The following is an 18596-nucleotide window of genomic DNA, read 5'->3' as shown; positions in this document are numbered from 1 at the left end:
AAAAGCTCTTCAAGTATAGGCAGCAGGGACATACCGTTAAGATGATCTATATGGACAAAACAGGCTTATGTTCGGAGCGGAGGATCAAGATCAGGCAGTTGGGCGAGAACTCATTTACGGCTTTCTGCATGAAACGCGGTGCTGTTCGTACTTTTCATTATGAGAGCATCCTTTCAGTTGTTCCTGTCATTAAAAAGGAGCGGGCGGTGATTTAATTGGACAGCAATGGGAAAGACCGCGGCACGATCAAGTGGACCAGTATGATGATGCCAGAGCATGTTGCTATGCTTAAAGATTATCTGAAAAATGAATACGAGGCAGAAGAAAAGCCGATCATGGATGAGCAGGTTATGGAGCAAATATTTATGTCTATTGAGGAGTCATGTGAGCAGCATCAAACGATTGATCTCCATGTACACGAAAAGATAAAACGTGAGAAGATCCGGGGCCGGGTAACGAACATCAACTATATGGATCGTCACATAACGATGGATACGGATGAGTTGTTTAACCGAAAGATAAAATTCGATGATGTCGTGGGTATAGAATTTATATAAAAAAGATCTCCTCATAAATGAGGAGATTACTTTGCGTAGAGAAATGCAAGATATTGAAAACCTTCAGGAGCATCATCAATATAATTTACCTTAACTTCATACCCTTCTATCTCTCCATTGTATTCAAAAGTACTAACTGATTCACTCAGTAGTCTTGTGACCTCATCAGTAACCACAGGTGGACCTTCTTCCAAAGAAGCTAAGAGAAGCGTAATATTTACAGGATTACTTGTAGTCACTGAGTATCCACTTAACTCACCAGCACTATCCATATTCGCAATCAAATTATGATCTTCAAGTCGAATGTTAAAACCAGTATCATCCTCATTAACTTCTAGCGTATCAACATCGTATTTCATCTTTTCTGCCAAAGCGATCACATCAACAGGAACGTCTGGCAATGATGCTGCTGTTTCTGATTCAGCAGTAGATGTTTCAGTTTCCCCAGAACAAGCTACTAATGTAAACGAAAGCAACAACAAAATTAAACCTCGTTTCATAACGAAAACCCCCTTTATGTATTTACCAATAGTATACATTAATAGAGGTGGATTAGTTTCAGTTTCTTCTATATAAATGTCAATGCAATTGAACAGCTATATTTGTGTAGTGCAATGTGTAGTAAAACTTTAAAACCAAAGCTATAAAATAAAAATGTTCCCTTGACATGTAGTCAAAAGAACATTGATTTAACAACGTTTTGATGTAATTTCATTTCATCAAAATCATATCAAAATTGTTACCAAACGCCCTCGAAGGGAATCGAACCCCTATCTCAAGAACCGGAATCTTGCGTCATATCCATTAAACTACGAGGGCAAGATACGCTGTGTTAAGCGCGCTTTTCTATTATAATCGAGCGTATGGATGAATGCAAGGGCGTATTTAAAAACGATTTGGCATCGATAAAACTTGTTAAACGTATGCTGGAATGGGTATGATGAAAGAAGAACAAAAGGTTGAATCGATTTGTTTGACCTTTTTTGACCATCATTGTATGATTGTCAGTACATACTTACCAGTAACACCAACATTACCTTTTTGAAGGAGGATTTTCACATGAATCTAATTCCTACAGTTATTGAACAGACAAACCGCGGTGAACGTGCATATGACATTTACTCACGTCTGTTAAAAGACCGGATCGTTATGCTTGGAAGTGCCATTGATGATAATGTGGCGAACTCCATTGTATCCCAGCTTCTTTTCCTTGAAGCGGATAACCCTGAAAAGGATATTTATCTTTACATCAACAGCCCGGGTGGAAGCATCACGTCTGGTATGGCGATTTATGATACGATGCAGTTCATTAAGCCAAAGGTACACACAATCTGTATCGGTATGGCAGCATCTATGGGTGCATTCCTTCTTGCGGCGGGTGAAAAGGGTCACCGTTATGCCCTTCCAAACGCAGAAGTCATGATTCACCAGCCACTTGGCGGTGCACAGGGTCAGGCAACGGAAATCGATATCGCTGCAAAGCGTATCCTGTTCCTGCGTGACAAGCTGAACAGCATTCTGGCAGAGCGTACAGGCCAGGATATCGAAACGATTGCCCGTGATACTGAGCGTGATAACTTCATGACAGCAGAGCGCGCGAAGGAATATGGTCTGATTGATCAGATCATGGACCGCAATAAGCTTGCTGAAAAATAAGATTTGACTTTAAAACTGCTGCAGCACTCTTCGTGAGTACTGCAGCAGTTTTTTTGTTATATCAATCTATGGAATGATTCAATTGGGTGCAATGGGATATGCATTGTTCAGAAATTAAATTTTAAAATGATTATTTGTCATAATCGGTTTATTTTATGTGCTGATTCAGGAAACAAAATACAGCGATTTTTGGTTAAAAGCAGATTCCCCTCATTGTTTTTCCTCTTGAAATCAGCTTCGCACAGCCTCTCATAAACTCATCCAAAATAAAATTCATATTTATAGATCCTCAGCATATAGATAAAGAATGGACTCATCACTCTATTACAAATAAATACATAATTATTATATTACTGTAACATGTATTGTAAATGTATGTTTTATCTGAGAGGATAAGCCGGATGGAGGGATTTCAACATTATGAAAAATTCAGACAGTCTTAATTATTTCCGTCCTGTTGTCACGGTTCTTGGATTCGACTATCAGGTGGCATTCGAAGAGTTTCGGGACTACTACTCAATCTCAGTTGAGTTTAAAGAAAATCATACGATTACGATCCCCGGCTTTGATTTAGAAGAGATGATGGAGCAGCTTAAGCGCTGCATTCAAACTTATATAGAAGAAGATGAGTAAACCATTTGCCTTTCCTTTCAATAGGAAGGGCTTTTTTATTTTCAGGAGCAGTGCCTTTTATCACTAACCTCACAAACTTTTCGCGGACCTCACGAATTGTTGCCGGCAGCTCACGAACTCGCGTCATAACCTGACGAACTCCATGGCTAAGCTCACGAACTCCGCAGCCAAGCTCACGAATTCCGTCCCTTTGTTAACAATACATTGCTTACTCCTTTTCGAGATGGGTCAAATATCACTAACCTCACAAACTTTCCGCGGACCTCACGAATTGTCCTCCGCAACTCACGAACTCGCGTCATAACCTGACGAACTTCATGGCTAACCTCACGAACTCACATGCCAAGCTCACGAACTCCGTCCCCTTGTTAACGATACATTGCTTACTCCATGCCGAGATGGGTCAAATATCACTAACCTCACAAACTTTCCGCGGACCTCACGAATTGTCGTCCGCAACTCACGAACTCGCGTCACAACCTGACGAACTCCATGGCTAACCTCACGAACTCACCCGCCAAGCTCACGAATTCGCACACTCCAATTACACATCCCTTCCCATCCAAATCATATTCAAGCATAATAATAACCATCACCAAACATTGGAGGGACGAAACCATGATTGTCCATTTTTATACCCGGCCGAACTGCGGGCTGTGCGAGGAAGCACGGCTGATGCTCGAGCTTGTACAGGAAGATGTACATTTTGACATTGAGGAACGCAATATTGATACATCTGATGAGTGGACAGAGAAGTACGGTCTGATGATTCCGGTCATTGCAGTGGATGATGAAATTGTACAGGCCGGTCAGATTGATTATATGACAATAAGTAAACGTTTTCAAAAAAACACTTGACTTTATTGCTTGAACTCGTTCTGTAACCCTGCTATGATTGGAATTGTAGCAGGGATCTTTTTTTTGCCGCGATTGGGACATAAAATGTCTATGCGGGACAAAAAATGACCAAGTGACGCACTTCGATGTCCGGCATTCAGTTAAAGCCTGACTTTGGAGTGAATTTTCACCGAAAAGGAGCTTTGACATGCCAACTTTTATTGACATCCAAAAGCGTCTGGTGCCTGACCTGCTAGATGAGATGCAAGTGAAATATCAGATTTTACGATCGGTCCGTTTTTTGCAGCCGGTTGGCAGAAGAAGCCTTGCCCAGTCACTCGGTATGACAGAACGCGTCCTCAGGAAGGAAGTGGATCAGCTGAAAAGCCAGGATCTGCTTCATATTGATGCTTCCGGAATGAGTCTGACGCAGGAGGGTCTTGAACTGCTTGTGCCGCTTGAGCGAATGATTAACGAAATTACGGGTATATCCGTAATGGAGCAGTCATTAAAAAAACAGCTTGGCGTAAAAGAAGTGATCATTGTGCCCGGTAATAGTGATGATTCGCCTTGGGTGAAGGAAGAATTAGGACGAGCCGCTATTCAGAGTATGAAGCCGTATGTGGGCCATAATACGGTTGTGGCTGTTACGGGCGGAACGACGATGTCGGCCGTTGCGGGGATGCTGACTCCGGATTTCGCGACACCGGAAACGCTGTTTGTTCCGGCGCGAGGGGGCATCGGAGAAGATGTGCAAAACCAGGCCAACACGATTTGTTCCACAATGGCAATGAAATCCGGCGCCCGTCACCGTGTGTTGTATGTACCTGACCAGGTGAGCAGGGAAGTCTATGAGTCGATCACGAAAGAACCGGCGATTAAGGAAGTGATGTCATTAATCACTTCAGCCGATATTGTCCTTCATGGCATTGGCGAAGCCCATACGATGGCAAAACGCCGCAATACGACAGAGGAACACTTTCAGACGATTTCACAAGGCAAAGCCGTCGGTGAAGCATTTGGTTATTATTTTGATGTGGAGGGCAATATCGTCCACAAAGTAAAAACCATCGGGCTTCAATTAAAGGATCTTGGCTCTGTGCCAAATGTTTTTGCCGTTGCAGGCGGAAGCTCAAAGGCGCAGGCGATTCGCGCGTATTTTAAAGGCGCACCACAGTCTTCCTCGATTCTGATTACAGATGAGGGAGCAGCGAAAGAGCTTTTGAAAGGGTCCCCCTTTTAAAATAGATTTAAAACCATCCCCAACAATTTTAAGGAGGAATTATTCATGACAGTGAAAATTGGAATTAACGGATTTGGACGTATTGGACGTAACGTATACCGTGCATCACTTAACAACCCAGAGGTGGAAGTAGTAGCAGTAAACGACCTTACTGATGCAAACATGCTTGCACACCTTCTTCAGTACGATACAGTACACGGCGTACTTGACAAGAAAGTTGAAGTTGACGGTGAAGATAACCTGATCGTTGATGGACACAAAGTAAAAGTTCTTGCAGAGCGCGATCCTGCTAACCTTCCATGGGGTGAGCTTGGCGTTGATATCGTAATCGAGTCAACTGGTATCTTCACTAAAGGTGAAGCTGCTGCGAAGCACCTTGAAGGCGGAGCGAAGAAAGTTATCATCTCTGCACCGGCAAACGGCGAAGACCTGACTGTTGTAATGGGTGTTAACGAAGACAAGTACGATCCAGCAAGCCACAACGTAATTTCAAACGCTTCATGTACAACTAACTGCCTTGCACCATTTGCAAAAGTGCTTAACGACAAGTTTGGTCTTAAGCGCGGAATGATGACAACTGTTCACTCTTACACGAATGACCAGCAGATTCTTGACCTGCCACACAAAGACTACCGTCGTGCGCGTGCAGCAGCTGAGAACATCATCCCAACATCAACTGGAGCTGCTAAAGCAGTATCACTAGTTCTTCCTGAACTTGAAGGTAAATTAAACGGTATGGCAATGCGCGTACCAACACCAAACGTATCACTTGTTGACCTTGTTGCTGAATTCGAGCAGGAAGTATCTGTTGACGAAGTGAACGCAGCACTTAAAGAAGCGGCTGAAGGTAAGCTTAAAGGCATTCTTCAGTACAGCGATGAGCCACTTGTATCAAGCGACTACAATGGCAACACTTCTTCTTCAATCGTTGATGGTCTTTCAACAATGGTTCTTGAAGGAAACATGGTAAAAGTACTTTCTTGGTACGATAACGAAACTGGTTACTCTAACCGTTGCGTTGACTTAGCTGCTTACATGGCTAAAAAAGGTCTGTAAGAGTTTCGTAAATGATTCAGGTATGATTTGGTCTTTGGACCGGTCATCCCTTATAATAAGAGGGTGAATGGGGAGCGGGGAAAACATCCCCCTCCCTTTTTTCAGCCGCTTTGCCAATCTGATCAGAAGGAGGCCGATTTAATTGAATAAGAAAAGCGTTAAAGACATTGAGCTAAAAGGAAAACGCGTCTTTACCCGCGTTGACTTCAATGTCCCGATGAAAGATGGAGAAGTGACGGATGATACGAGAATCCGTGCTGCACTGCCAACAATCAAGCACTTGACTGAGGCAGGAGCAAAGGTTATTCTTGCGAGCCACCTTGGACGTCCAAAAGGGGAAGTTGTTGAAGAACTTCGTCTTGCCCCTGTTGCTGCTTATCTTGCTGACTTAATCGGTAAGGAAGTTAAGACTGTGGACGAAGCATACGGACCAAAAGCACAGGAGGCTGTTGCCGGACTTGAGGAAGGCGACATTCTTGTCCTTGAAAACGTACGTTTCTACCCTGGTGAAGAGAAAAACGATGCTGAGCTTTCTAAGGAATTTGCTGCGCTTGCTGATGTATACGTAAACGATGCATTTGGCGCAGCTCACCGTGCACACGCATCAACAGCAGGGATTGCTGAACATCTTCCAGCTGTATCAGGTCTGTTAATGGAAAAAGAGCTTGATGTGTTAGGAAAAGCATTATCAAATCCTGAGCGTCCATTCACAGCCATTATTGGCGGAGCAAAAGTAAAAGATAAGATCGGCGTAATCGATCATCTTTTAGACAAAGTGGATAACCTGATTATCGGTGGCGGACTTGCTTATACATTCGTAAAAGCACAGGGCCACGAAATCGGTAAGTCTCTTTTAGAAGAAGATAAGATCGAGCTTGCGAAAGAATTTATGAAAAAAGCAGAAGACAAAGGCGTTAAGTTCTATATGCCGGTTGATATTGTCGTTGCAGATGATTTTTCAAATGATGCCAACATCAAAGAAGTAGCAGTTGATGAGATCCCGGCGGACTGGGAAGGTCTTGATATCGGACCGAAAACACGTGAGCTATACCGCGACGTGATTCAGCAGTCCAAGCTTGTGATCTGGAATGGACCGATGGGTGTATTCGAGCTTGATTCATTTGCAAACGGAACGAAGGCAGTAGGACAGGCCCTTGCTGATGCACAGAATACATATTCTGTCATCGGTGGAGGAGACTCAGCAGCAGCCGTGGAGAAATTCGGTATGGCTGACAAGATGAGTCACATCTCAACAGGTGGCGGTGCCTCTCTTGAGTTTATGGAAGGTAAAGATCTTCCAGGCGTTGTCGCATTAAACGATAAGTAATAGCCAGACCAGGAAAGGATGAGATCAATGCGTAAACCGATTATTGCAGGAAACTGGAAAATGAATAAAACAGCTGCAGAAGCAAAAGCATTTACAGAAGAAGTAGCAGGTAAAGTACCTTCTGCTGACAAAGTGGATGCTGTGATCTGCTCGCCGGCTCTTTTCCTTGAAAGCCTTGTTGGCTTAACAGGAAATTCAGACGTAGCAGTAGGTGCACAGAACATGCACTTTGAAGACAATGGTGCGTTTACAGGTGAAATCAGCCCTGTCGCACTAAAAGACCTTGGCGTTCAATATGTGATTTTAGGTCACTCTGAGCGTCGTGAACTGTTCAACGAAACAGATGAGGCTGTGAATAAAAAGACTCACGCTGCATTCAACCACGGCCTTACACCAATCGTGTGTGTAGGTGAAACGCTTGAACAGCGCGAAAATAACGAAACAAAAGATTTCGTTGCCGGTCAGGTAAAAGCAGCGCTTGAAGGCTTAAGTGAGGAGCAGGTGAAAAATACTGTGATCGCTTATGAGCCAATCTGGGCCATTGGAACGGGTAAATCGTCTACAGCTGAAGATGCCAATGAAGTATGTGCACACGTACGTGCTGTCGTGGCTGAAGCGGTATCTAAAGACGCAGCAGATGCAGTCCGTATCCAGTACGGCGGCAGTGTAAAACCTGCAAATATTAAAGAATATATGGACCAAAGTGATATTGACGGCGCCCTTGTTGGTGGTGCAAGCTTAGAAGCGGATTCATTCCTTGCACTTCTGGAGGCTGGAGCGAATGCCTAAAGCACCTGTTGCCCTCATTATCCTGGACGGTTTTGCCCTTCGTGATGAAACAAAGGGAAACGCTGTTGCACAGGCAAATAAGCCGAATTTTGACCGTTACTGGGAAACCTATCCTCATAACACGCTGACAGCAAGCGGTGAAGCTGTCGGACTTCCGGGAGGACAAATGGGTAACTCAGAGGTTGGTCATTTAAATATCGGTGCCGGCCGTACGGTTTATCAGAACCTGACGCGCATCAACATCTCCATTCGTGAAAAGGAATTTTTCTCTATCCCGGAATTCCTTCGCGCAGTAGATAATGCCAAGCGTCATAACAAGGCTCTTCACATTATGGGTCTGTTATCTGATGGCGGCGTGCACAGCCATTACAGCCACCTGTTTGCACTGCTTGAGCTTGCAAAACAGGAAGGGCTGACAAATGTTTATGTTCACGGCTTCCTTGACGGCCGCGACGTAGGACCTTCAACAGCGCTTCAGTATATTGCGGATACGGAAGCAAAAATGAAGGAAATCGGCGTCGGCGAATTTGCGTCAATCTCGGGACGCTATTATGCCATGGACCGTGACAATCGCTGGGAACGCGTTGAGAAATCCTACCGTGTGATGGTTGACGGTGTGGGTCCTTCCTACAGTTCTGCTGAAGAAGGTGTTCAGGCTTCCTACGATGAAAAAGTGTATGATGAATTCGTGATTCCATTTGTCATTGAAAAAGATGGAGCGCTTGTTGGGAGAATCGAGGACCAGGATTCTGTTGTCTTCTTCAACTTCCGGCCTGACCGTGCAATCCAGATTTCATCGGCTTTAACGAATCCGGACTTCGAAGGATTTGACCTTGGAGAAAACAAACCTGAAAAGCTGCAGTTCGTATCCTTTACGCACTACAGTGACAAAGTTCAGGCAGATGTTGCCTTCAAGAGTGAAGATTTGAAAAACACAATCGGAGAAGTGCTGTCCTCAAATGGATTAACGCAGCTCCGTATTGCTGAAACAGAAAAGTATCCTCACGTGACGTTCTTTATGAGCGGTGGACGTGAAAAAGTGTTCCCGGGTGAGGAACGTATTCTCATCGATTCGCCAAAGGTGGCAACGTACGATTTACAGCCTGAAATGAGCGCTTACGAAGTGACGGACGCGTTACTTGAAGCAATCAATCAGGACAAATTCGATGCCATCCTTTTAAACTTTGCCAACCCGGATATGGTTGGACACAGTGGTATGCTTGAGCCTACCATCAAAGCGATTGAAGCCGTTGACGAATGTCTTGGCAAAATCGTGGATCTGATCCATGAAAAAGGCGGCCATGCCATTATCACAGCAGATCATGGTAACTCAGACGAAGTCATTACGACAGATGACAAGCCAATGACTGCACACACAACAAACCCTGTCCCTGTGATCGTCACAAAAGAGGGTGTGGAGCTTCGCGACGGAGGAATCCTTGGCGACCTGGCCCCAACGATGCTTGATCTTCTGAAGGTTGAAAAGCCGGAGGAAATGACAGGTGATTCTTTAATTAAAAAGTAAAACAAAACGCGTCCGGCAGTGATTCCGGCCTGCCGAACGAATGGTTGACCCGGCAACATCAGGACGTGAATTTGCGGTGATCGTCCGACTGATTGTAAGTAAGCTGAATGAACAAAAATTATTCAAAACGAGGAGAGATTTAACAATGCCATTTATTGTAGATGTGTATGCACGCGAAGTATTAGACTCACGCGGCAACCCAACAGTAGAAGTGGAAGTTATTACAGAAAGCGGCGCATTTGGCCGTGCATTAGTACCATCTGGTGCATCAACTGGTGAATACGAAGCAGTTGAACTTCGTGACGGCGACAAAGGCCGTTACCTTGGAAAAGGCGTTCTGAAAGCAGTTGAGAACGTAAACAACATCATCGCACCTGAACTGATCGACAGCTACTCAGTACTTGATCAGGTTTCAATCGACAAAGCGATGATCGAGCTTGATGGAACTGAAAACAAGAGCAAGCTTGGCGCTAACGCAATCCTGGGTGTATCTATGGCCGTTGCACACGCTGCAGCTGACTACCTTGATATCCCACTTTATCAGTACCTTGGCGGCGTAAACGCGAAGCAGCTTCCGGTACCAATGATGAACATCGTAAACGGTGGAGAGCACGCTGACAACAACGTGGACATCCAGGAATTCATGGTTATGCCTGTAGGTGCTGAAACATTCCGTGAAGCACTTCGCATGGGCGCAGAAATCTTCCACGCACTTAAAGCAGTACTTCAGGCAAAAGGCTTGAACACAGCTGTAGGTGACGAAGGTGGATTTGCTCCAAACCTAAGCTCTAACGAAGAAGCACTTTCAACAATCATCGAAGCAATCGAAAAAGCTGGCTACAAGCCAGGCGAAGAAGTTGTTCTTGCGATGGACGTAGCAGCTTCTGAAATCTTCAACAAAGAAGACGGCAAATACCACCTGTCAGGCGAAGGCGTTGTGAAAACATCTGCTGAAATGGTTGACTGGTATGCTGAGCTTGCTGACAAGTACCCAATCGTATCAATCGAAGACGGTCTTGACGAAAATGACTGGGATGGCTTCAAGCTTCTAACTGAAAAAATCGGTGACCGCGTACAGCTTGTTGGTGACGATCTATTCGTTACAAACACAACGAAGCTTTCACAGGGAATCGAGCAGGGTATTGGTAACTCTATCCTGATCAAAGTGAACCAGATCGGTACACTGACTGAAACATTTGACGCAATCGAAATGGCAAAGCGCGCTGGTTACACAGCTGTTATCTCTCACCGTTCTGGTGAAACAGAAGATGCAACGATCGCTGACATCGCTGTTGCGACAAACGCTGGTCAAATCAAGACTGGTGCTCCATCACGTACAGACCGCGTTGCGAAGTACAATCAGCTTCTTCGTATCGAAGATCAGCTGGCTGCAACGGCTCAGTACCTTGGTGCAAAAACGTTTTATAACCTTCGCTAATTAGTGAATGGTATATGCAGGACTATCCTTTTGGGTAGTCCTGTTTTTTGTTTTTTAAAACCGGGCCGAGGGGCATCTTGTTTTCTGAACATAAAGAGGTGTAGGATAAGGAAACCGTGCCGGGTAATTCCTTCGCTTTCCACGGCCGCGCGGTGAGCCAGCTAGTGCTACGCACTACGCTGTCTCACCTGTCGCTCCTCTGCCGTAGGAGTCTACGGAATGACCCGGCACTCAGTAATTTTAATTACCAGCTGACTTTGTTGTTTGAAATTATTAGATCCATTAAGTTCTACGGCTCCTAAGACTAAATAACATATTTAAGTCAGGGCTGGAGAATAATAAGTGAGAACTGGCCAGTTCGAATTAATGTCAGAAAATACAGAAAATAATTCACGCTTTGTCTTTCATTGGCTATAATGAAGGTAGCAGAGATTTAATCCAGACGTATTCTGATTCAAAAGATCTTGAAAGAGGAGGCGTTTTTAATGGAGCAAATCATTATGTGCGAAGTGGATAGCTGTAAATTTAACCGGGAAGGCAGCAGGTGTGGGGCGGAAAAGATTTTTGTCGGTGCCCACAAAGGCCATGCCGACTCCAGTGACGAAACGGATTGCAAGACGTTTGAGCATGTATAAGAAAAGGCCGGCTCTTTGAGAGTCGGCCTTTTCATTGACTTTTTTTGAATTTTAACTTTCTTGAACTAAATAATGCTTACATTGATATCACTTAGATTGTATTTAATAAAAGTGCCGGGACATTCCGCAGACTCCTGCGGCAGAGGAGCGACAGGTGAGACAGCGTAATGCGAAGCATTAGCTGGCTCACCGCGCGGCCGCGGAAAGCGGAGGAATGTCCCGGCACGGCTTCAATATTCGATGTCAATCCGTACTAACAGCCTTTTTAGCAGAAACGGCTGAAAACGTAATGGTAATCGCACATAACCCGATGATGACTAAGAACCCAAGCACAATCGGCCATGTATCAGTAAAGCCGTCAATCAAAACAGCACGCATTGCTTCGAACAGATACGTGACAGGGTTAATTGATGCAGCCACCTTCAGCCACGCAGCATCAATCAGCTCATACGGCACAAACGTCGTGCTCAGGAAAATGAGCGGGAAGAAGATAAATGTTCCTGCCTGGGCAGACTGTGCATTTTTAGCGCGCAAGGCGACTCCGACGGAATAACCTGCAAAGGCAAGCCCCCAACCCAACGTGAGCAACAGCACAACGACGACACCTAGGGCGCCTCCAGCCACTTCAAGGCCGAGGAAAAAACCAACGCAGATAATAAGTCCGGCTTGGATCACGAGCTGCAGCATCCCGGCAATAATCGGTCCGAGCACGATCGCAAGTCGTGAGCTTGGTGTCAGCAGAAGCCGCGAGAAAAATCCGTTATCGAGGTCCTTTACAAGCGCCTGTCCCGCTCCACCGGCACCGCCAATCGCAGCAGAAACAATGGATACGGGTAAAATAAAGGCTAAATAATTCGCTCCTTCAAAGGCGGGAAGATTAGCAATCCCGCTTAAGCCCGCTTCGTAAACAAACAGGAAAAACATACTGATCGCAAGGTTTGGAATGAAGATCAGCGGATTCCGCAAAATCGTTATGATACTTCGTTTCGTAATCACCATCGTATCGCTGAAAAAGCTGCCCTGCTGATTATTCATGGACGGCACCTTCTTTCTTATCATTCGTCACCTGAATGAATACATCATCCAGAGAAGGCGGCTTCACATTCAGCTGAGCAGGGTGGAGGTTTTGTTCATCAAGCTTTCTGATGACATCCGCTAAAATGGATGTCCCGTTTTCCGCAAGGATTGTGACATCGTTTTTCAACCGTTCTGTCTGGTAATCAGGTGAGGAGACAGCTTCATATGCTTTAATCGCATCTGCTTCTTCTTCAAACTGAAGCACAACAGCATCGAGGCCAAGCGTCCGCTTCAGCTCCTCGGGTGTACCTGTCGCAACAATCTGTCCTTTATTGATGATTGAAATGCGGTCAGCCAGCTGATCGGCTTCTTCAAGGTACTGGGTGGTGAGAAAGATTGTTGTTCCTTCTTCTTTATTCAGACGCTTAATTTCCTTCCAGATCGCTTTGCGGTTTGTTGGATCGAGACCTGTTGTCGGCTCATCCAGAAATAAAATTTTCGGCTTATGCACGAGCGTCATCGCAAGGTCCAGACGTCTTCTCATCCCGCCAGAATATTTCCCGCTCATCCGGTCAGCATCCTCAGTAAGTCCAACAAGCTCAAGCAATTCAGCTGCCCGTTCTTTTGCCTGCTTTTTGCTGAAGCCGAACAGTCTTGCCTGGAACTCCAGTAATTCCCGACCTTTTAAGTCAGGATCTATTCCTGTTTCCTGGAGGGCGACGCCAATAGACAGCCGTACTTTTTCAGGGTCTTTATTGACATTATAGCCAGCGACCTCCATTGTTCCCGAGGTAGGCTTCAAAAGGGTGGTTAACAGCTGAACGGTTGTCGATTTACCGGCTCCGTTAGGTCCTAAAAACGCAAAAAATTCCCCTTCTGCCACATCAAAGGAAATCCCTCTGACTGCTTTTACATCACCTTTAAAGGTCTTTACAACATCTTTAACATGTATGGCACCATTCATCTATATAACCTCCCGACATTTGTGTCAGTTTTCATAGCTTTATTTTATGCTGTTCAAATGATTTTGACAATTTGCAGTGTTTTTATTCATCATGTGAAAACAAAGATTGTATGGTGTATGGGCGTATGATAAAATGAAAAAAGTGTAAGGTTCGGTTCAGGAGGTGGAACATTTATGGAAACGTTATTAACAGTATTACTTGTGATCACTTGTATCTCATTAATCATTGTGGTTCTTCTGCAATCAGGAAAAAGCGCAGGTCTTTCAGGCGCCATTTCCGGAGGAGCAGAACAGCTTTTTGGTAAACAGAAAGCGCGAGGAATTGACCTTGTTTTAAATCGTTTGACTATTGTTCTGTCGGTGCTGTTTTTCGTCTTGACGATTGCAGTTGCCTATTTCATTCAATAAATGCGAGAATCCCGATCATGACTGGTCGGGTTTTTTATTTGGATAAAGCCGGGCCGTGGCGCATCCTGCGCTTTTGGCATTTGATCATACAAGAGTGGTTAAATAACCCGGGAAAGTTGTCAAATAACCCTGAAGAGTTGTCAAATCACTTCAAAGAGTGGTTAAATACCCCGAAAGAGTGGTTAAATAACCGCAAAAAGTGGTCGAATCGCAATGTCCCCACCTAAGATACATTCTTAAACCGCCCGAATAGCATTCCGGCGGGATCTTTACTAAAATAGAGACAGATGAATATGCAACAGGAGTGACTTGAAATGAAATTGAATTTGCCAAAACCATTTACGTTTGAAGGTGGGAAGCGTGCGGTGCTTTTATTGCATGGGTTCACCGGAAATTCGTCGGACGTCCGGATGCTTGGGCGTTTTTTAGAGAAGAACGGTTATACGTCTCATGCGCCGCATTATAAGGGGCATGGTGTGCCACCGGAGGAGCTTGTGGAGACGGGCCCGAAAGACTGGTGGAAGGATGTTATGCGCGGGTATGATCATCTGAAGGCGCAGGGCTATGAGGAGATTGCGGTTGCCGGACTTTCTTTGGGAGGCGTATTTTCGCTTAAATTAGGTTACACTGTTCCTGTAAAGGGTATCGTGACCATGTGCGCGCCGATGTACATCAAAAGTGAAGAAGTGATGTATAAAGGAGTTTTGGATTACGCACGCGAATTTAAGAAGTATGAGAAGAAAGATGAAGATCAGATTGAAGCTGAAATGAAGGAATTTGAAAAGACCCCAATGAAGACGCTGAAGTCACTGCAGGAGTTAATTGGTGATGTCAGAGAGTCTGTTGATATGATTTATACACCGACATTTGTAGTGCAGGGACGACATGATCACATGATTAATACGGATTCTGCCAATATTATATACGACGGTGTAGAAACTGATCAGAAAAAGCTCAAGTGGTATGAGGAATCAGGACATGTGATTACGCTTGATAAAGAGAAAGAACAGCTGCATGAGGATGTGCTGGCATTTCTTGATTCGCTTGACTGGTCCGCCGATAAATAACGGCTGGAAATGGAGGAATCGCCGATGGAAGATTCGATTATGGAAATGAGAGACAGGCTTCTGACGTTTATGAGGGAGGAAGCCTACAAACCGCTGACGGTTCAGGAGCTCGAAGAAGAGTTCGGGATTACGGATTCAGTGGAATTTAAAGCGCTTGTGAAATCACTCGTGATTTTGGAGGAAAAAGGGGAGATTGTACGTACGCGGAGCAACCGCTACGGTGTCCCTGAGAAGATGAATCTCGTTCGTGGTACACTGAGCGGTCATGCGAAGGGATTTGCTTTTTTAATTCCTGAAGATAGTGAGCGTAAGGATATTTTTATCCCGCCAAATGAGTCTGCTAATGCGATGCACGGGGATAAGGTACTCGTACGCGTATCAAGCCAGTCCCGCGGTGACCGTGAAGAAGGAACCGTGGTGCGTATTCTGGAGCGAGGCACTAAGCAGGTCGTGGGTACGTATACGGAAAGCAAAAACTTCGGATTTGTCATTCCAGACGATAAGAAAATGGCAAGCGATATTTTCATCCCAAGAAACGCTAACAAAGGAGCAGTGGAAGGACACAAGGTGATTGTTGAAATTACTGCGTATCCGGACGGCCGCAACAGCGCTGAAGGGGAAGTCGTAAAAATCCTTGGTCATAAAAATGATCCTGGTGTCGACATTTTATCAATCATCCATAAACACGGGATCACGATTGAATTCCCGGATGACGTGATTAAGCAGGCGAATGAGGTACCGGATGAAATTGATCCGGCTGACTTAAAGGACCGCCGCGATCTGCGTGACGTGACAACCGTTACGATTGACGGAGCGGACGCGAAGGACCTCGATGATGCCATTTCGTTAACGAAGCTTGATAACGGGAATTATCTGCTTGGCGTTCATATTGCTGACGTCAGTCATTACGTGACAGAGGGCTCTCCAATCGATGAGGAAGCATACGAGCGCGGGACGAGTGTGTATTTAGTAGACCGGGTCATCCCGATGATTCCGCACCGTCTATCTAACGGGATCTGTTCACTGAATCCGAAGGTGGACCGCCTGACGCTTTCCTGTGAAATGGAGATCGATCAAAACGGCGGCGTGGTGAATCACGAGATTTTCCAGAGTGTGATCCGCACGAATGAACGTATGACCTATTCTGACGTGAATAAAATTCTCGTGGATCAGGATGAAGCGCTAATTGAGAAATATGAACCGCTAGTGCCAATGTTCCGTGAAATGGAACAGCTTGCGGCGATTTTACGCGGTAAACGATTTGGGCGTGGCGCGATCGACTTTGATTTTAAAGAAGCAAAAGTGATGGTGGACGAGGAAGGTCATCCGGTTGAGATCGGCATCCGCGAGCGTTCTGTTGGTGAAAAGCTGATTGAAGAATTTATGCTTGCAGCGAACGAAACGGTTGCTGAGCATTTCCACTGGCTGAATCTGCCGTTCATTTACCGTATTCACGAGGATCCGAAAGCTGAAAAGCTGGAGCGGTTCTTCGAGTTTATTACAAACTTCGGGATCACGGTAAAAGGTTCCGGTAACGAGATTCATCCGCGTGCGCTCCAGGAAATCATCGATGATATTCAGGGACGTCCGGAGGAAATGGTTGTGTCAACGATGATGCTTCGCTCTATGCAGCAGGCAAAATACAACGAAAACAGTCTCGGTCACTTTGGACTGGCAACTGATTTCTATACACATTTCACCTCACCAATCAGGCGTTATCCGGATTTGATCGTGCACCGTCTGATCCGCACGTATTTGATTAACAAAAAAGTGGATGACCGTACGCAGCAGAAATGGGATTCTATTTTACCGGAGCTTGCGGCGCATACGTCCGGTCGTGAAAGACGCGCTGTTGATGCAGAACGTGAAACGGACGAGCTGAAAAAAGCTGAATTTATGATGGATAAAATCGGTGAAGAATTTGACGGTGTGATTTCATCTGTCACAAACTTCGGGATGTTCGTGGAGCTGCCAAATACGATTGAAGGCCTTGTTCATGTCAGCTATATGACGGACGATTATTATCGCTTTGATGAGCGTCATATGGCCATGATCGGGGAGCGGACAGGTAATGTCTTCCGCATTGGTGATGAGATTACGATCCGCGTTGTTAATGTCAATAAAGAAGAGCGGGCGATCGATTTCGAAATCGTCGGAATGAAAGGCACACCACGCCAGCGCCGCGAAACCGCCAAGGTCATCCAGAGTAAAGAGCGCAGCAGCTCAGGCCGTGTCAGAAAGAAAAACGCCGGCAAGCAGGATGACGGTAAAAAAGGCAACAAAAAGAAGTTTTATAAAGGTGTACCGAAAAATAAAAAGAGTAAGAAAAAGAAACGTAAATAGGAGTCAGGGCTTCCCTGGCTCCCAAGCCACAGGGGGAGAAGAGCATGCCAAAAGGAGAAGGAAAAACAGTCGCGCAAAACAAAAAAGCGCGTCACGATTATTTTATTGAGGAAACGTATGAGGCCGGGATCGTGCTTCAGGGAACTGAAATCAAATCGATCCGCCAGGGCCGCGTGAATCTAAAGGATTCCTTTGCCCGGATCAGCAACGGCGAAGTGTTCCTGAACAACATGCATATCAGCCCGTATGAACAGGGAAACCGCTACAATCATGATCCTGAGCGTGAGCGCAAACTGCTTCTGCACAGACAGCAGATCAATAAGCTGATCGGTGAAACAAAGCAGCAGGGTTATTCACTCGTACCGCTAAAGCTGTATTTAAAAGACGGCTATGCCAAAGTACTGATCGGTCTTGCGAAGGGTAAGAAAAACTACGACAAGCGTGAAACACTGAAGAAAAAAGAGGCAAAACGCGATATCCAGCGTGCCTTCAAGGAAGCGCAGCGCTAGTTGCATCTTGAAAAAAAGACAGCATGTGTTATAATAATATCAGTCGCTTTTAGTGACTGCCCCGGTAATTCCGGGATCCCGTACTGAAATAAGCACGTCTTATTTCATCCTTTTACACATGGGGACGTTACGGATTCGACAGGAATGGTTCGAGCTTGAGTTGCGAGCCGGAGGGACCGTCTCCGTCATCAACGTCAACACAAATAGTTAACAACAAACAAGATTACGCTCTAGCTGCCTAATAAGCACTTGAGACCTCACCTGTCTATCGCCCATGTAGACTGTGCTGAGGTTCACTTATAGTGGGATACGCAAGTCGCTGCCACCTGAAGTAGCTTGAAGAGACCAATCAGGATAGCCGTTCGGACGCCTGTCAGTTGGCATATGTTACGGTGAATCGCAAATAGGCTGACTACGCTCGTAGAAGCTTAAGTATTGAAGTTTCTGGACGTGGGTTCGACTCCCACCGTCTCCACCAAATATATATTTGGTGGTTTTTTATTTGTCTAAAAAAGGTTTGTACATAAAACCGTGCCTGAATCTCCCTCCCTTTCCGCGGCCGTGTGGTGAGCCAGCTAGTGCTACGCACTAC

Annotated in this window: 19 protein-coding genes, 1 tRNA gene and 1 other RNA gene; 17 read left to right on the top strand and 4 right to left on the bottom strand. The window is 45.3% G+C overall.

Annotated elements, in window-relative coordinates:
* Both H7968_RS16735 and H7968_RS16730 read left to right on the top strand, forming a co-directional pair.
* Positions 1-215, top strand: a 215-nt coding sequence (locus H7968_RS16735; protein WP_319799515.1) for a transcriptional regulator, incomplete at its 5' end; no start/stop codon positions are given.
* A complete protein-coding gene (locus tag H7968_RS16730; RefSeq protein ID WP_227397208.1) occupies positions 216-557 on the top strand; it encodes a YolD-like family protein in 342 nt (113 codons plus the stop codon).
* Between the two features lie 26 nt (positions 558-583).
* Here the strand turns inward: H7968_RS16730 and H7968_RS16725 are convergent, their stop codons facing one another.
* Entirely contained in the window at positions 584-1057 is a 474-nt protein-coding gene (locus tag H7968_RS16725; protein WP_227397207.1) for a hypothetical protein, read from the bottom strand.
* Between the two features lie 247 nt (positions 1058-1304).
* Positions 1305-1376, bottom strand: a tRNA-Arg gene (locus H7968_RS16720).
* A gap of 240 nt (positions 1377-1616) precedes the next feature.
* Between H7968_RS16720 and clpP the strand changes: the two genes are divergently transcribed.
* The 10 genes from clpP (at position 1617) to H7968_RS16670 (ending at position 11696) form a co-directional block, all read left to right on the top strand.
* On the top strand, positions 1617-2213 hold the full coding sequence (clpP, locus tag H7968_RS16715; RefSeq protein WP_227397206.1) for an ATP-dependent Clp endopeptidase proteolytic subunit ClpP: 597 nt from the start codon (positions 1617-1619) through the stop codon (positions 2211-2213).
* 420 nt (positions 2214-2633) lie between these two features.
* Positions 2634-2846: a hypothetical protein gene (locus H7968_RS16710; RefSeq protein ID WP_227397205.1), complete on the top strand. Its 213-nt coding sequence runs from the start codon at positions 2634-2636 to the stop codon at positions 2844-2846.
* 618 nt (positions 2847-3464) lie between these two features.
* Positions 3465-3704 carry a glutaredoxin family protein gene (locus H7968_RS16705; RefSeq protein ID WP_227397204.1) on the top strand — a complete coding sequence of 80 codons (240 nt, stop codon included), beginning with the start codon at positions 3465-3467 and terminating at the stop codon, positions 3702-3704.
* Positions 3705-3891: 187 nt separating this feature from the next.
* Positions 3892-4926, top strand: a complete 1035-nt coding sequence (locus H7968_RS16700) for a sugar-binding transcriptional regulator (RefSeq protein WP_227397203.1) — start codon at positions 3892-3894, stop codon at positions 4924-4926.
* 45 nt (positions 4927-4971) lie between these two features.
* Entirely contained in the window at positions 4972-5982 is a 1011-nt protein-coding gene (gene gap, locus H7968_RS16695; RefSeq protein ID WP_134375853.1) for a type I glyceraldehyde-3-phosphate dehydrogenase, read from the top strand.
* A gap of 142 nt (positions 5983-6124) precedes the next feature.
* The gene (locus tag H7968_RS16690; protein WP_227397202.1) at positions 6125-7309 is read left to right on the top strand and encodes a phosphoglycerate kinase; all 1185 of its coding nucleotides are present in this window, start codon (positions 6125-6127) and stop codon (positions 7307-7309) included.
* 27 nt (positions 7310-7336) lie between these two features.
* Entirely contained in the window at positions 7337-8098 is a 762-nt protein-coding gene (gene tpiA, locus H7968_RS16685; RefSeq protein WP_227397201.1) for a triose-phosphate isomerase, read from the top strand.
* On the top strand, positions 8091-9623 hold the full coding sequence (gpmI, locus tag H7968_RS16680; RefSeq protein WP_227397200.1) for a 2,3-bisphosphoglycerate-independent phosphoglycerate mutase: 1533 nt from the start codon (positions 8091-8093) through the stop codon (positions 9621-9623). Before tpiA ends, gpmI begins: the two co-directional genes overlap by 8 nt.
* A 145-nt stretch (positions 9624-9768) precedes the next feature.
* Positions 9769-11061 (top strand): phosphopyruvate hydratase, encoded by a 1293-nt coding sequence (gene eno / locus H7968_RS16675; RefSeq protein ID WP_134375857.1) that lies wholly within the window; start codon positions 9769-9771, stop codon positions 11059-11061.
* 485 nt (positions 11062-11546) lie between these two features.
* On the top strand, positions 11547-11696 hold the full coding sequence (locus tag H7968_RS16670; RefSeq protein ID WP_134375858.1) for a DUF1540 domain-containing protein: 150 nt from the start codon (positions 11547-11549) through the stop codon (positions 11694-11696).
* Positions 11697-11939: 243 nt separating this feature from the next.
* On the opposite strand, the gene H7968_RS16665 is transcribed toward H7968_RS16670, so the two are convergent.
* A complete protein-coding gene (locus H7968_RS16665) occupies positions 11940-12731 on the bottom strand; it encodes an ABC transporter permease (RefSeq protein ID WP_227397199.1) in 792 nt (263 codons plus the stop codon).
* A complete protein-coding gene (locus H7968_RS16660; RefSeq protein WP_227397198.1) occupies positions 12724-13677 on the bottom strand; it encodes an ATP-binding cassette domain-containing protein in 954 nt (317 codons plus the stop codon). The genes H7968_RS16665 and H7968_RS16660 overlap by 8 nt, the downstream gene beginning before the upstream one ends.
* 174 nt (positions 13678-13851) lie before the next feature.
* On the opposite strand from H7968_RS16660, the gene secG reads away from it, so the two are divergent.
* The 5 genes from secG (at position 13852) to ssrA (ending at position 18482) form a co-directional block, all read left to right on the top strand.
* A complete protein-coding gene (gene secG / locus H7968_RS16655; protein WP_227397197.1) occupies positions 13852-14085 on the top strand; it encodes a preprotein translocase subunit SecG in 234 nt (77 codons plus the stop codon).
* A gap of 314 nt (positions 14086-14399) precedes the next feature.
* Positions 14400-15152, top strand: a complete 753-nt coding sequence (locus tag H7968_RS16650; RefSeq protein WP_227397196.1) for an alpha/beta hydrolase — start codon at positions 14400-14402, stop codon at positions 15150-15152.
* A gap of 24 nt (positions 15153-15176) precedes the next feature.
* Complete coding sequence (gene rnr, locus H7968_RS16645) at positions 15177-17495, top strand: ribonuclease R (protein WP_227397195.1); 2319 nt, start codon at positions 15177-15179, stop codon at positions 17493-17495.
* Between the two features lie 44 nt (positions 17496-17539).
* Positions 17540-18004, top strand: a complete 465-nt coding sequence (smpB, locus tag H7968_RS16640) for an SsrA-binding protein SmpB (RefSeq protein ID WP_134375863.1) — start codon at positions 17540-17542, stop codon at positions 18002-18004.
* A gap of 120 nt (positions 18005-18124) precedes the next feature.
* Positions 18125-18482: a transfer-messenger RNA gene (ssrA, locus tag H7968_RS16635) on the top strand.
* Positions 18483-18596 lie beyond the last annotated feature (114 nt).

This window comes from Jeotgalibacillus aurantiacus (genome assembly GCF_020595125.1).
GTDB lineage: Bacteria > Bacillota > Bacilli > Bacillales > Jeotgalibacillaceae > Jeotgalibacillus > Jeotgalibacillus aurantiacus.
The sequence above is the reverse complement of the archived record's forward strand: the minus strand, read 5'-3'. Positions and strand labels throughout refer to the sequence as shown.